Source organism: Streptomyces sp. JK94 (assembly GCF_053613315.1).
Window position 1 is genome coordinate 76,842 of sequence record NZ_JBSICH010000022.1, and the last position, 13,313, is coordinate 90,154.

10 protein-coding genes and 1 tRNA gene are annotated in these 13,313 nt (G+C 72.7%); 3 read left to right on the plus strand and 8 right to left on the minus strand.

Annotated features, from left to right (window positions below; translation table 11 throughout):
- Nucleotides 1-17: 17 nt before the first annotated feature.
- Entirely contained in the window at nucleotides 18-2,252 is a 2,235-nt protein-coding gene (locus tag ACVV2G_RS20875) for an MMPL family transporter (RefSeq protein ID WP_453844260.1), read from the minus strand.
- Nucleotides 2,253-2,395: 143 nt separating this feature from the next.
- The gene (locus ACVV2G_RS20880; RefSeq protein WP_453844261.1) at nucleotides 2,396-2,998 is read right to left on the minus strand and encodes a TetR/AcrR family transcriptional regulator; all 603 of its coding nucleotides are present in this window, start codon (nucleotides 2,996-2,998) and stop codon (nucleotides 2,396-2,398) included.
- A 271-nt stretch (nucleotides 2,999-3,269) separates the two neighbouring features.
- Here ACVV2G_RS20880 and ACVV2G_RS20885 point away from each other — a divergent pair, with 271 nt between their 5' ends.
- Nucleotides 3,270-6,881 carry a S41 family peptidase gene (locus ACVV2G_RS20885; RefSeq protein WP_453844262.1) on the plus strand — a complete coding sequence of 1,204 codons (3,612 nt, stop codon included), beginning with the start codon at nucleotides 3,270-3,272 and terminating at the stop codon, nucleotides 6,879-6,881.
- Between the two features lie 48 nt (nucleotides 6,882-6,929).
- On the opposite strand, the gene ACVV2G_RS20890 is transcribed toward ACVV2G_RS20885, so the two are convergent.
- The 4 genes from ACVV2G_RS20890 to ACVV2G_RS20905 all read right to left on the minus strand — a co-directional run bounded on the left by ACVV2G_RS20890 (nucleotide 6,930) and on the right by ACVV2G_RS20905 (nucleotide 10,796).
- Nucleotides 6,930-7,115: a hypothetical protein gene (locus tag ACVV2G_RS20890; protein ID WP_453844263.1), complete on the minus strand. Its 186-nt coding sequence runs from the start codon at nucleotides 7,113-7,115 to the stop codon at nucleotides 6,930-6,932.
- A gap of 86 nt (nucleotides 7,116-7,201) precedes the next feature.
- Nucleotides 7,202-8,095, minus strand: coding sequence for an SDR family oxidoreductase (locus tag ACVV2G_RS20895; protein ID WP_453844264.1), 894 nt, complete (start codon nucleotides 8,093-8,095; stop codon nucleotides 7,202-7,204).
- Nucleotides 8,092-9,198 (minus strand): alpha/beta fold hydrolase, encoded by a 1,107-nt coding sequence (locus ACVV2G_RS20900; protein ID WP_453844265.1) that lies wholly within the window; start codon nucleotides 9,196-9,198, stop codon nucleotides 8,092-8,094. Before ACVV2G_RS20900 ends, ACVV2G_RS20895 begins: the two co-directional genes overlap by 4 nt.
- Nucleotides 9,195-10,796 carry a flavin-containing monooxygenase gene (locus ACVV2G_RS20905; RefSeq protein WP_453844266.1) on the minus strand — a complete coding sequence of 534 codons (1,602 nt, stop codon included), beginning with the start codon at nucleotides 10,794-10,796 and terminating at the stop codon, nucleotides 9,195-9,197. Before ACVV2G_RS20905 ends, ACVV2G_RS20900 begins: the two co-directional genes overlap by 4 nt.
- A gap of 133 nt (nucleotides 10,797-10,929) precedes the next feature.
- Here ACVV2G_RS20905 and ACVV2G_RS20910 point away from each other — a divergent pair, with 133 nt between their 5' ends.
- Nucleotides 10,930-11,583, plus strand: a complete 654-nt coding sequence (locus tag ACVV2G_RS20910) for a MerR family transcriptional regulator (RefSeq protein ID WP_453844267.1) — start codon at nucleotides 10,930-10,932, stop codon at nucleotides 11,581-11,583.
- Between the two features lie 164 nt (nucleotides 11,584-11,747).
- On the opposite strand, the gene ACVV2G_RS20915 is transcribed toward ACVV2G_RS20910, so the two are convergent.
- Nucleotides 11,748-12,551, minus strand: coding sequence for an exodeoxyribonuclease III (locus tag ACVV2G_RS20915; protein WP_453844268.1), 804 nt, complete (start codon nucleotides 12,549-12,551; stop codon nucleotides 11,748-11,750).
- Nucleotides 12,552-12,618: 67 nt separating this feature from the next.
- Here ACVV2G_RS20915 and ACVV2G_RS20920 point away from each other — a divergent pair, with 67 nt between their 5' ends.
- Nucleotides 12,619-13,104 (plus strand): GNAT family N-acetyltransferase, encoded by a 486-nt coding sequence (locus ACVV2G_RS20920; RefSeq protein WP_453844269.1) that lies wholly within the window; start codon nucleotides 12,619-12,621, stop codon nucleotides 13,102-13,104.
- Between the two features lie 121 nt (nucleotides 13,105-13,225).
- On the opposite strand, the gene ACVV2G_RS20925 is transcribed toward ACVV2G_RS20920, so the two are convergent.
- A tRNA-Ala gene (locus ACVV2G_RS20925) sits at nucleotides 13,226-13,299 on the minus strand.
- Nucleotides 13,300-13,313 lie beyond the last annotated feature (14 nt).

Below are 13,313 nucleotides of genomic sequence, written 5' to 3' on the forward strand. Positions count from 1 at the left end.
CGGTCGGGCGCAGCGCGTCAGGTGCGCGCCGGCTCCCGGTCCTCGTCGGGGCCGGGACGCCGCCCGTCGGCCGCGCGCAGGCCCTCGCCCTCGACGTCCACGTTGGGCAGGGCGCGGTCCAGCCACTTCGGCAGCCACCACGCCCTCTTGCCGAGGAGGGCGAGGACGGCCGGGACGATGGCCATGCGGACGACGAACGCGTCGAAGAAGACGGCGATCGCCAGACCGAAGCCGATCATCTTGACCATGGACTCGCTGGAGCCGATGAAGCCCGCGAAGACCGCCATCATGATGACCGCGGCGGCCGTGACGACCCTCGCGCCGTGCCGGAATCCGGTGACGACCGCCTGGTTCGGGTTCTCGCCGTGGACGTACGCCTCCCGCATGCGGGTGACCAGGAAGACCTCGTAGTCCATCGCCAGGCCGAAGACGACACCCACCATGAAGATCGGCATCATCGACATGACCGGGCCGGTCTCCTCGACGTTCATCAGGCCGGCCAGCCAGCCCCACTGGAAGACCGCGACGACCGCGCCGAGCGCCGCCATGACGGAGAGCAGGAAGCCGAGGGCCGCCTTCAGCGGGACCAGGATCGAGCGGAAGACCACGATCAGGAGGAGGAAGGCCAGGCCGACGACCAGGACCAGGTAGGGCAGCAGCGCGTCGTTGAGCTTCTGGCTGACGTCGATGTTCATCGCCGTCGAGCCGGTGACCAGGGTCTGCGCACCGGTGTCCGCCTTGATGCCGGCGCCCGCGTCACGGATGGCGTGGACCAGGTCCTCGGTCTGCACGGAGGACGGCTTGGAGTCCGGGATCACGGTGATCGTCGCGGTGTCGCCGGCCTTGTTGGGCGCGGGCGGGGTCACCGCCACGACGTCGTCGAGTCCCTTGATCTCGTTCGAGACGTCGGTGAACACCTGCTTCGGGGCGTCGCTGCCCTTCGCGTCCACGACGACCAGCAGGGGCCCGTTGAAGCCGGCGCCGAAGCCTTCCGACAGCAGGTCGTACGCCCGGCGCTGGGTCGTGGACGTCGGCTGGGAGCCGTCGTCGGGCAGGCCCAGTTCCAGGGAGGCGGCCGGGACCGCCGCCGCGCCGAGGCCGACGACGCCCAGGAGGAGGACGGCGACCGGGCGGCGGACGACGAAGCTCGCCCAGCGGGTGCCGAGGTTGGCCTTGGCGGGTCCGCCCTCGGCCTGCGCGTCGTTCTTCTTCCTGCCGCCGCCCAGCAGCCCGCTCTTCGCACCGGCCGGCTTGACCCGGCGGCCGGCGTAACCGAGCAGCGCGGGGACCATCGTCAGGGCGATCAGGACCGCGATGGCGACGGTGGCGGCCGCCGCGACGCCCATCTTGGTCAGCATCGGGATGTTGACGACCGCGAGGCCCACCAGGGCGATGACGACCGTGAGGCCGGCGAAGACGACGGCCGAGCCCGCGGTGCCCACCGCCCGGCCCGCGGCCTCCTCGCGCTCACGTCCCTCGGCGAGTTCCGCGCGGTAGCGGGAGACGATGAACAGGGCGTAGTCGATGCCGACCGCGAGGCCGATCATCATCGCCAGGATGGAAGTGGTGGAGCCCAGTTCGAGGACGCCCGCGAGGGCCGTGATCGAGGAGACGCCGATGCCGACGCCGATCAGGGCCGTGAGCAGGGGCAGTCCGGCCGCAACCAGCGAACCGAAGGTGATGACGAGGACGACCGCGGCCACCGCGATGCCGATGATCTCCGTCGCGCCGGTGTGCGGGACGGCCTGCAGCGCGTCACCGCCGACCTCGACGGTCAGCCCGGCGTCGCGCGCCTGCTCGGCGGCGTCCTCCAGCGCGTCCTTGGTGGACTCCTCCAGCTCCATGCCGGAGACCTCGTACTTCACCGAGGCGTAGGCGATCGCGCCGTCCTCGCTGACGGCGTTGCCCTGGTAGGGGTCGGCGACCGAGGCGACCTCGGAGCCGTCGGCCAGCTCGGAGACGGTCTTCTCGACGGTCGCCTTGTTGCCGGCGTCCGTCATCTTCTCGCCGGGCGGCGCCTTGAAGACCACGCGTGCGGTGGCCCCGTCGGCACTCTGGCCCGGGAAACGTTCCTCCAGCAGGTCGAAGGCCTTCTGGGCTTCGGTGCCGGGGATGGAGAAGGAGGTGGTGCCGGCGGGCGGGGCGCCGGCCGCGCCGACGCCGGCGAGTGTCAGCAGGGCCACCCATATCAGGGCGACGAAGTGCCGCCGGCGGAAGGCGAGCCGGCCGAGTTTGCAGAGGAACGTGGCCACGGGGGCTTACTCCCGGTCAGGTCGTGGGTCTTCAGGGCAGGGGTGATCAGCCCGACGACGTGAGCGGTGACGTCAGGTGGGGCTTGGTGGGGCTCCGCCGGGACCGAGGTGGGGACTCGGCCGGCGTTCACCTGGGGGGCGGGTCAGGAAGGGGTGGAGACGCCGAGGGCGGGGAGGATCACGGCGTCGATGTAGGAGGTGAGGAAGGCCCGGGTGGGCGGCTGGTCGTCGAGCAGCGTGCGGGTGGCGAACCCGCCGACCAGCATGTGCACGAGAAAGTCCAGCGCCGGGCAGTCCGCCGTGATCTCGCCCCGGTCGACGGCGCGTTGCAGCAGACGCCGGAACTCCGCCATCTCCGGTTCGATGAGCTGCTCCCGGAAGGCCTGGCGCAGGTCCGGGTTCTGGTGGAGCGCCATGGCCACGCCCCGCATCAGTGCGGAGTTCTGCTCCATGGTGCAGTCGTCCTCGCGGGCCATCAGGGCGTGCAGGTCGCCCCGGACCGAGCCGGTGTCGATCTCGCCGATCTCGCCGGGTTTGTTGTGCCGGATGGCCTTGACGACCAGCTCGGGCTTGCCGCCCCACTGGCGGTAGAGCGTCGCCTTGCTGGACCGGGTGCGGGCGGCCACGGCGTCCATGGTGAGGGCGTCGTAGCCGACCTCGCGGAGCAGGTCGAGCACGGCCTCGTACAGCTCGGCCTCGCGCTCGGGGGTGATCCGACTGCGGCGCGCGGTGGCGACCTCGGTCATCTGGTCCACTCCTCCCCTTTCTCCGTCTTCTCCGTCCGGAACGGCTCCGGAACCTCCGGGACAACGTCAGGACGCCGTCAGACGCCGTCAGGACGACTCGATTCGATTCGATTCGGCTCGGAACGATTTCCCGGAGCGGTGCTCAATACGACACCGTTTCGTACACCTCGAAGGTACCCCACCCCCTATCGAAACGAAACGGTTTCGTTCGTGTTCTGGGTCACGGTTGTCAGCTCCCCATAAGTTGCCGGTACCCCGAGCCCGGAAAAGCATGGGGTGGGTGAGTTATCTGCGCCTTCCCCACCTCAGTGGCGACCAGCTGTGCTTCGTGGCCGAGGACGACCTCTGGCTCGCGGACCTCGACGGTCCGGGCCGCGCCTGGCGGCTCACCGTCGACCGCGCCAAGGTCGGCCACCCGCGCTTCTCCCCGGACGGCCGCCACATCGCGTACACCAGCTGGCGCACGCTGGTGCCCGAGGTCCACCTCGTGGCGGTGGACGGCGGCCCCGGACGGCGGCTCACCCACTGGGGCGGCCTCGACACGCGGGTCTGCGGCTGGTCGCCCCCCGACCCCGACGGCAGCGCCGCCATCCTCGCCGTCGCCTCGCACGGCGAGCCCTTCTCGCACCTCACCTGGGCCTACAAGGTCGGCACCGAGGGCGACCCCGGCCGCAAACTGCCCTGGGGCCCGGTCACCGACATCCAGGCCGCCGACCTCGACGGGGAGCGCCGGACCCTCCTGCTCACCGGCACTCCCCCGCACGAACCCGCCGCCTGGAAGCGCTACCGGGGCGGTGCCACGGGCCGGCTCTGGCTGCACGGCCGACGGCTCCTGCCCGCCCTGGGCGGCCATCTGCACTCCCCTCTGTTCGTCGGCGGCCGGATCGCCTTCCTCTCCGACCACGAGGGCGTCGGCAACCTCTACTCGTGCGCCCACGACGGCTCCGACCTGCGCCGTCACACCGACCACGACGCCTTCTACGCCCGGCACGCCGCGAGTGACGGCAGCCGCGTGGTGTACCAGTGCGCCGGCGACCTGTGGATCGTCGACGATCTGTCGCCCGGCTCGGTGCCGCGCCGGCTCGACGTCCGGCTGAGCGGGCCGCGCGCCGGACGGCGTACGTACCAGGTGCCCGCCGCCCAGTACGTGGGCGGCTTCTCCGTGGACGAGACGGGCCGGGCCAGCGCCGTGGTCGTCAGGGGCAGCCTGTACTGGCTCACCCACCGCGACGGCCCGGCCCGCACCCTCGCCGACACCCCCGGAGTGCGGGTGCGGCTGCCGGAGATGCTCGGCGCGAGCGGGCGGATCGCGTACGTGACGGACGCGGCGGGCGAGGACGCCGTCGAGATCGCCCACCTGCCACGGGTGACCGGGGGCCGCGCGCCCCGGCGGCTGGCCTCCGGGGCACTGGGCCGGGTCCTGGAGCTGGTCTCGGACCCGGCGGGCGAGCGACTCGCCCTCGCCTCGCACGACGGCCGGCTGCTGCTGCTCGACGTCTCGGAGGGGGACGCGGAGGTCTCCCGGACGCTGGACGCGGGAGACACGGAGGTCCCGGAGGACGCGGAGGACACAGGAAGCCCGACGGAGGGGGCCCCGGAGGACGCGGAGGACACAGGGAGCCCGACGGAGGCAAGGGGCACGGTGGGCACCGCCACGGGACCCGGACCCGGACCCGTACCCGACGGCGACGATGCCGCGGACGGCGACGCGCTCGCGCCCGGCCCGGCAGAGGGCGCCGAGGACAGCGGCACGCCGGGCGACACCGACTCCACCCGTGCCGCCGCAACCACCGCCGCCGACTCCACCACTGCCGCCCCAGCCACCACCCCCGATACCGCCGGCACCGCCGATACCGCCGGCGGCCACCTCACCGAGCTGGTCCGGTCCGACAACGGCCCCGTGCGCGACCTCGCCTTCTCCCCGGACGGGGCCTGGCTCACCTGGTCGCACCCCGGCATCGGCCGCTCGCTGCGGCAGATCAGGATGGCCCGGATCGACGGGCCCGAGGGCCCGCTCGTCGTCGACGTCACCAACGGCCGCTTCGAGGACGAGAATCCGGTGTTCACCCGGGACGGCCGCTACCTCGCCTTCCTGTCCTGGCGCGGCTTCGACCCGGTGTACGACGTGCACACCGGCGACCTGTCCTTCCCGCTGGGCTGCCGCCCCTACCTGGTGCCGCTGTCCTCCGCGACCCCCTCCCCCTTCGCGCTGAACCCCGAGGGCCGCCCCGCCGCCGGCGGCCTGGACCCGCTGGACGACGAACCCGGCGAGGGCGGCACGGTGACCGTCGAGGTGGAGGGAGTGGAGAGCCGCGTGACGCCCTTCCCGGTCACCGCCTCCAAGTACTCGGCGCTGCACCCGGTCGCGGGCGGCGGCCTGGTCTGGCTGCGCTGGCCGATCTCGGGCGCGCTCGGCGAGACCTTCGCCAACCCCGCCGACCCGAGCGAGCGCCCCACCCTGGAGCACTTCAGCCTCGCCAGGGCCGGGAAGTCCGAACTGGTCGACCACCTCGACTGGTTCGGGGTCAGCGGCGACGGCACCCGCCTGGTCGTGCTCGACGAGGGCGACCTGCGCGCCGTACCGGCGACCGAGGCGGGCGACGGCGACTCGACCACCTGGATCGACCTGCGCCGCGTCCTGCACGAGGTCGACCCGGCCGCCGAGTGGCGCCAGGCGTACGACGAGGCCGGCCGCCTGATCCGCGCCTTCTTCTGGGACCCCGGCCTGTGCGGCGTCGACTGGGACGCGGTACTGGACCAGTACCGCCCGCTGGTCGAACGGGTCGCCTCCCCCGACGAGTTCGCCGACCTGCTGCGCGAGGTCCTCGGCGAGCTGGGCACCTCGCACGCCTACGTCGCCGCCGCCCGGCGCAACGAGGGCCCGGCGCACTACCAGCGCCGGCAGGGCCTGCTCGGCGCCAACCTCGTGTGCCGGGACGGGCGGTGGCTGGTCAAGCGCATCCTGCCCGGTGACTCCTCCGACTCCAAGGCCCGCTCCCCGCTGGCCGGTACGGGCATCCGCGAGGGGGCGGCGCTGACCCACGTGGACGGCCGCCCGGTGGACCCGGTGGCGGGGCCCTACCCGCTGCTGGCGGGTGCGGGCGGGACGACGGTGGAGCTGACCTTCGCGCCGGCCCGGGGCGGCACCGGCCCGGCCCGGCGGGTCGCCGTCGTCCCGCTCGTCGACGAACGACCGCTGCGCTACCAGGACTGGGTGGCCAAACGCCGGCAGGTGGTACGGGAGTTGAGCGGTGGGCGCTGCGGCTACCTGCACATCCCCGACATGGGCGGCTCCGGCTGGGCGCAGTTCAACCGCGATCTGCGCATGGAGGTGTCCCGGCCCGCGCTGATCGTGGACGTGCGCGGCAACGCGGGCGGGCACATCAGCGAACTCGTCATCGAGAAGCTGACCCGCACCATCCTCGGCTGGGACCTGACCCGTGACGCGCAGCCGGTGTCGTACACCTCCAACGCGCCGCGCGGGCCGGTGGTGGCGGTCGCGGACGAGGCGACCTCCTCCGACGGCGACATGATCACGGCCGCGTTCAAGCTGCTGCGGCTCGGCCCGGTGGTCGGCCAGCGCACCTGGGGCGGCGTGGTCGGCATGACCGGCCGGCACGTCCTCGGCGACGACACGGTGATCACGGTCCCGATGAACGCGGCCTGGTTCGACGCCTACGGCTGGTCCGTGGAGAACCACGGCGTCGCCCCCGACGTCGAGGCCCTGCGCACCCCGCTGGACTGGGCCGAGGGCCGCTACCCGGTGCTGGACGAGGCGGTCCGGCTGGCGCTGGAGCTGCTGGAGACCGAGCCGCCCGCCACGCCGCCCGGTGACGACGACGTACCCGACCGCTCCCGCCCGCCGCTGCCCCCGCGGGCATGAAGAAGGGGCGCCCCGTGGGGGGCACCCCTTCAGGCCGGCGTCGGCGCGTCAGGCGTCGTAGCTCTCCTCGAAGCGCTCGTCCGCGTCGCGGCGGCGCGAGACCGACGGGTCCGTCTCGTCCTCGTCGCGCCGGCGGTCGCGGTTCTGGAACTGCTCCTTGGCCTGCTCGGCACGCTGCTTGCCCTGCTGCTGCATGCGCTCGGCCTTGTCCTGGAACTGGTCCTTCATACCCATGTGGGTTCACTCCTGTGAGGTCCGGGCCCGGCCGGATCGGCCGGGTCCGATCAGATTCACACGAGCGGTGACCGTGCGCATGTCGATCACTTACGGTCCGTAGCCGCGCTGGATCGATGCTGTTCGTCGGCGCTTCCGCCCGCGCCGACCAGCCCCACGCGCACGCGGTCCAGCCGGTCTCCGAAGCGCCGCATCTCGCGCTGCCCGACGGTGCCGACGACCACCGGCAGGTGCCCGCGCACACCCTGCATGCCGCGCAGCCACCACTGCCCGTAGACGTGGGCGGAGCGGCGCTCGATGCCCTCCACGAGCCGGTCGACCGCCGGGCCCAGCGGGTAGGTCTTGTTCGACGGCCAGGGCAGCCGCTGCCGCAGTTCGCGCATCACGTCGTCCTGGTCGGCGCCCCGCACCATGTCGGTGTCGGTCCAGGACAGATAGCCGACGCCGACCTTCACGCCCCGGTGGCCGACCTCGCCGCGCAGGCAGTGCGCGAACGCCTCGACGCCGGACTTGGAGGCGCAGTAGGCACTCATCATCGGCGCGGGCGTGATGGCGGCGAGGGATGCGACCTGGAGCAGGTAGCCGCGGCTCTCCAGCAGTGCCGGCAGGAAGGCGCGGGCCGTCACCGCCGAGCCGATCAGGTTGACCTCGACCACCCGCCGCCAGGACTCCGGGTCGGAGTCGACGAAGGGCCCGCCGGTGGCGACGCCCGCGTTGGCGACGACGATGTCGATCCTGCCGAAGCGCTCCTTGACCTCCCGGGCGACCCGGGCCATCGCCTCGTGGTCGGTCACGTCGGCGTGCCAGTGGTCGCTCTCGCTGTGCAGCCTGGCCGAGACCTGCTTGAGCGCGTCCGGCTCCAGGCCGACCAGGGCGACCTTCACCCCGCGTGCGGACAACTTGCGGGCCAGCAGCTCCCCGACGCCCCGCGCCGCTCCGGTGACGACGGCGACCCGCCCTTCCAGGCTCACCCTGCTCATGCGCTCTCCTCGGCGTGTACGGCGCTCTCTGCGTGTATGGCGTGTACGGCGTTCTCGGCGGGTACGGCGGGTACGGCAGGCTCGGCGGGAACGGCGTGTACGGCGTTCCCGGCGTGCTCGGCACGTCCGGCGCGATTGATACGTCCGGCGCGCTCGGTGCGTCCGGCGTGCTCGGTGCGTCCGGCGTGCTCGGTGCGTCCGGCGGTGACGTAGGTGGCGGCGAGGGCGCGGATCTTCCCGGTGACCAGCTCCGGCGCCTCCAGCGGCGTCATGTGGCCGACGCCCGGAAGTTCCGTCAGGCCCACGCAGTTCGGCAGGGTGGCGGCCAGCGAGCGGCCGTGCACGGGCGGGGTCAGCCGGTCGGCGGTGCCGACCACGATCTCGACCGGCATCCGCAACTCCCGTACGCCGTGGTCGAGGTCGAGCAGGTCCAGCACCTGCGACCAGGCGTGCCGCACCGTGCGCGGGCAGGCGTGCACGATGCGGGCGCAGGCCTCCACCACGTCGGGTGCCGAACCGGGGCCCAGCGTGCCGTACTTGAGGATGCGCCGCGCGAGTGGCGTGACCGGCCCGAGCGGCGCCCGGGAGCCGAGGATCCGCCGGGTCAGCCAGGTCCGCACCCGGCCCTCCCCCAGCGGCACCACGGTCGAGGACGCCACCAGCCGCGAACTGCCCGTGCTGCACAGCAGGACGGCCGCCGCGTGCGCCCGCACCCTGGGCCGGGTCGCGGCGGCCATCACCGTCATGCCGCCCATGGAGTGCCCGGCGATCACCGCCTGCTCGTCCGGCGCGAGCGTGGCCTCCAGTACGGCTTCGAGGTCGTCGGCGAGGGCCTCGGTGCCGCACGCCGGGTTCGCCGGGCTGCGGCCGTGGCCGCGCTGGTCGTAGGCGACGACCCGGTGGTCGGCGGCGAGTTCGCGGATCTGCGCCGCCCAGAACGCGGTCGAGCAGGTCCAGCCGTGCACCAGGACGACCGCGGGCGCGTCCTCGGGTCCGTGCACCTCGACGTGCACGCGGGCGCCGTCGGCCGCGACGACGGTCGTCTCGCGGACGGGGACGGGCGGGGCGTAGGGCCCGGCGGTGACGTGCAGGAGGCGGCTCACGCGCTCACCTCGGCACTCTTCCCAGTGCCGTCCCCGGTGCCACCTCCGGCGCTCTTCCCTGCACCGGCCCCCGCGCTCGTCCCGGCGCCCGGTCCCACGGCAGCCCCGCCGGAGGCCGGGGCCCGCAGCACCTCGTACTCCGCGAGGTCCACGCGCCGCGTCATCCGCCGGAACTCGGCGGTCGTGCCGGGCCAGACGGTGGTGTTGCGGCCGCCGGCGTCCAGGTACCAGCTGGTGCAGCCGCCGGTGTTCCACACCGTGCGCTTCATGCGCTCCTGCACCCGGTGGTTCCAGTTCCGCACGGCGGCGGGCCGGGCGTCGAGGGCGGCCTTCCCGCCGAGGACGTTCAACTGGCGCAGGTAGTCGGCCATGTAGTTCAGCTGGGACTCGATCATGAGGATCATCGAGGAGTTCCCGAGGCCGGTGTTGGGCCCGATGATCGTCATCCAGTTCGGGAAGCCGGCCGCCGAGGCGCCGCGCAGGGCCTCCATGCTGCCCTTCCAGGTCTCGGCGAGGGTCCGCCCGTCCGCGCCCACGACGCGCTCGGCGATGGGCATGTCGGTGACGTGGAAGCCCGTGCCGAAGATGATCGCGTCGACCTCGGTCTCGGTGCCGTCGGCGGCGACGAGGGTCGACCCGCGCACCTCGCCGAGCCCGCTGGCGACGACGTCCACGTTGGGCTCGGCGAGCGCCGGATAGTACGTGCTCGACAGCAGGATCCGCTTGCAGCCGATGCGGTAGTCGGGGGTGAGCTTGGCGCGCAGGGCCGGGTCCTTGATCGCGGCGCCCATGTTGCGCTTGGCGATCCGCTCGACGAAGCCCAGCTCGTCGGGGTGCTTGGTGAAGGCCTGCACCTGCAGTTCGCGGATGCCCCACAGCAGCCCGCGGCGCAGCTTGGTGGTGACGGGCAGCGCCCGGTGCAGGGCCCGCTCGGCGCCGCTGATCGCCCGGTCCATGCGGGGCATCACCCAGGCCGGGGTGCGCTGGAAGAGCGTGAGGCGGCCGACCTGCGGCTGGATGGACGGCACGATCTGGATGGCGGAGGCGCCCGTGCCGATCATGGCGACCCGCTTGCCGGTGAGGTCGTAGTCGTGGTCCCAGCGGGCCGAGTGGAAGACCTTGCCGGGGAAGGAGTCCAGCCCCGGGATGTCCGGGATCTTCGGGTCGGACAGCGGCCCGGTCGCGGACACGACGACGTCGGCGCTCAGCCGGCCGCGCGCGGTCTCGATCTCCCACCGCAGCCGCTCCCCGTCCCACTCCATCCGCTTGACCTCCGAGTCGAAGCGGAGGTGGGGACGGAGCCCGAAGGTGTCGGTCACGTGCTCCAGGTAGGCGCGGATGTGCTGCTGCCCCGAGAAGGTGCGGGGCCACTCGGGGTTGGGTGCGAAGGAGAACGAGTACAGGTGGGACGGCACGTCACAGGCGCACCCGGGGTAGCTGTTGTCCCGCCAGGTGCCCCCGACGCTGTCCGACCGTTCGAGGACGACGAAGTCGGTGATCCCCTCACGCCGCAGCCGCACGGCGGCCCCTAGCCCGCCGAAGCCGGACCCGATCACCGCCACCCGCACGTGTTCGTGAACCTGCTCGTGCTCGGCCATCCCGAAGCCTCCACGCATCGCCTAGAACTCTGCCAGTGAACACTGGCGCAATGGGAGAGTAGAACAGCTCCGTACTCATGGGTAGGGGGCGGGCCGAGGAAAGTTACCGCCGGTACGACTTAAGGTCGGGGGCGTGACCGAGAAGCGTGAATACCGCATGGAGGAACTGGCCCGGCTGGCCGGCATCACGGTGCGCACCCTGCGCTTCTACCGCGAACGCAAACTGCTCCCGCCGCCCCGCCGCCAGGGCCGCATCGCCTGGTACGACGACCACCACCTGGCCCGCCTGCGCACCGTCGCCGCCCTCCTGGACCGCGGCCACACCCTCAACGGCATCGCGGAACTCGCCGACGCCTTCGACCACGGCCGCGACGTCGGCGACCTGCTCGGCCTCGGCGAGCCCACCGAGGAGACCCCGGTCCGCCTCACCCCCGAGGAACTCGCCGCCCGCTTCGAGGGCGAGGTCACCCCGGAGAACCTGGCCGCCGCGATGGACCTCGGCTACCTCGGCACCGACGGCGACGAACTCGTCCACATCAGCCACCGCCTGCTCGAGGTCTCCTCCGCCCTGGTCCGCGAGGGCATCCCGCTCGGCGAGGTCCTCCGGGCCGGCGCCCGCGTCCGCGAACACGCCGACGCCCTCGCGGACCTCTTCGCCGGCCTGATCCTGCGCCACGCCCCCGAGGAGGAGTTCGACCGCCTGCGCCCGCTCGCCCGCAGCGTGGTGGAGGCCGAACTGTCCCTCGCACTGGACCGGCGGACACGGAAGCGGACCGGAGAGAAGTGAGCGCCCCGCCCCGACGCTCACGACCGGCCGTCGCCTCCAGCGGTCACGCCCGGCCTTCGTCTCCGGCGGTCACCTCCGGCCGTCATCTTCAGCGGTCACGACCGGTCTTCGTCTCCGGCGGTCGCGCGGCGGCTCTGCCCCGCGGCCGCACCCACCGGCTGCGCCTAGCGGTCGTAGACGACTGTCACGGGCGCGTGGTCGGACCAGCGCTCGGCGTGCGTGGCGGCCCGCTCGACGTACCCCTTGACCGCCCGGGCGGCGAGTCCGGGCGTGGCCAGGTGGTAGTCGATCCTCCACCCCGAGTCGTTGTCGAAGGCCCGCCCCCGGTACGACCACCACGAGTACGGCCCCTCGGCGTCCGGGTGCAGGGCGCGCACCACGTCGACGTAACCGCCCTCGGCCGGGGCGAGGACGCGGCCGAGCCATTCCCGCTCCTCCGGGAGGAAGCCGGAGTTCTTCCTGTTGGCGCGCCAGTTCTTGAGGTCGGCCTCGCGGTGGGCGATGTTCCAGTCGCCGCAGACCACGACCTCGCGGCCGTCGGCGGCGGCGCGCTCGCGCAGTTCCTTGAGGTAGGCGAGGAACTCGCCCATGAAGCGGACCTTCTCGTCCTGGCGTTCGGTGCCGACCTCGCCGGAGGGGAGGTAGAGGGAGGCGACCGTCACACCGGGCAGGTCGGCCTCGACGTAGCGGCCGCTGGTGTCGAACTCCGTCGAACCGAAGCCGACCTGGACGCGGTCGGGCTCGCGGCGGGTGTAGAGGGAGACGCCGGCCCGGCCCTTGGCGGCGGCGGGGGCGTGCGTGACGTGCCAGCCGTCGGGCGTACGGACGTGCTCGGGGAGCTGCTGGGGCTCGGCCCGCACCTCCTGGAGGCACAGCACGTCGGCGGAGGTGTCGGCGAGCCACTCCACGAAGCCCTTCTTCGCGGCGGCGCGCAGACCGTTCACATTCACGGAGGTCACGGTGAGCACCAGGGCACGATACCGGCACACTGGACGACGAACCGCTCCGGATACGCATTCATATACGGTAGGCAGCATGAACATACGCCGGGTCCCCTTCGACCACCCCGACGCCGTGAAGCTGAACGACGAGGTCCAGGCCGAGTACGACGTCCGCTACGGCGACGGCGGCGACGCCACACACCTGGACCCGTCCGACTTCGCGCCGCCGAACGGCCTGTACCTGATCGCGTACGACGAGGACGACGTCCCGGTCGCCTCCGGCGGCTGGCGCAGCCAGGACGCCAACGACGAGGGCAATCTCGACGGGGACGCGGAGCTCAAGCGGATGTTCGTGATCGAGCAGGTGCGCGGCCGCGGGCTGGCCCGCCGCATCCTGGCGGTCCTGGAGGAGGACGCCCGCGCGGCCGGGCGGACCCGCATGGTGCTGGAGACCGGCACCAAGCAGCCGGAGGCCGTGGCCCTGTACACCTCCAGCGGCTACGAGCCGTGCGCGCGGTTCGGCTACTACCGCTTCCACGAGGAGAGCCTCTGCTACGCGAAGGCGCTGCGGGTCCCGTAGGACGCGGACGCTCAGGGCGCCGTGGACGCGACGAGGCGTCCACGGCGCCCTGCGGATGATCCGGAAACGACGAAGATCCCGTTCGATCGTGATGATCGAACGGGATCTCCGCCCATGTGCGTGGACCTGAGGGGATTTGAACCCCTGGCCCCCTCGATGCGAACGAGGTGCGCTACCGGACTGCGCCACAGGCCCTTGCAACGAGTGAA

Excerpts from the sequence above, each read along its gene's own strand:
- ACVV2G_RS20880 (WP_453844261.1), bottom strand. The coding sequence starts at position 2,998 with ATGACCGAGGTCGCCACCGCGCGCCGCAGTCGGATCACCCCCGAGCGC.
- ACVV2G_RS20885 (WP_453844262.1), top strand. The coding sequence starts at position 3,270 with ATGGGGTGGGTGAGTTATCTGCGCCTTCCCCACCTCAGTGGCGACCAG.
- ACVV2G_RS20890 (WP_453844263.1), bottom strand. The coding sequence starts at position 7,115 with ATGGGTATGAAGGACCAGTTCCAGGACAAGGCCGAGCGCATGCAGCAG.
- ACVV2G_RS20895 (WP_453844264.1), bottom strand. The coding sequence starts at position 8,095 with ATGAGCAGGGTGAGCCTGGAAGGGCGGGTCGCCGTCGTCACCGGAGCG.
- ACVV2G_RS20905 (WP_453844266.1), bottom strand. The coding sequence starts at position 10,796 with ATGGCCGAGCACGAGCAGGTTCACGAACACGTGCGGGTGGCGGTGATC.
- ACVV2G_RS20920 (WP_453844269.1), top strand. The coding sequence starts at position 12,619 with ATGAACATACGCCGGGTCCCCTTCGACCACCCCGACGCCGTGAAGCTG.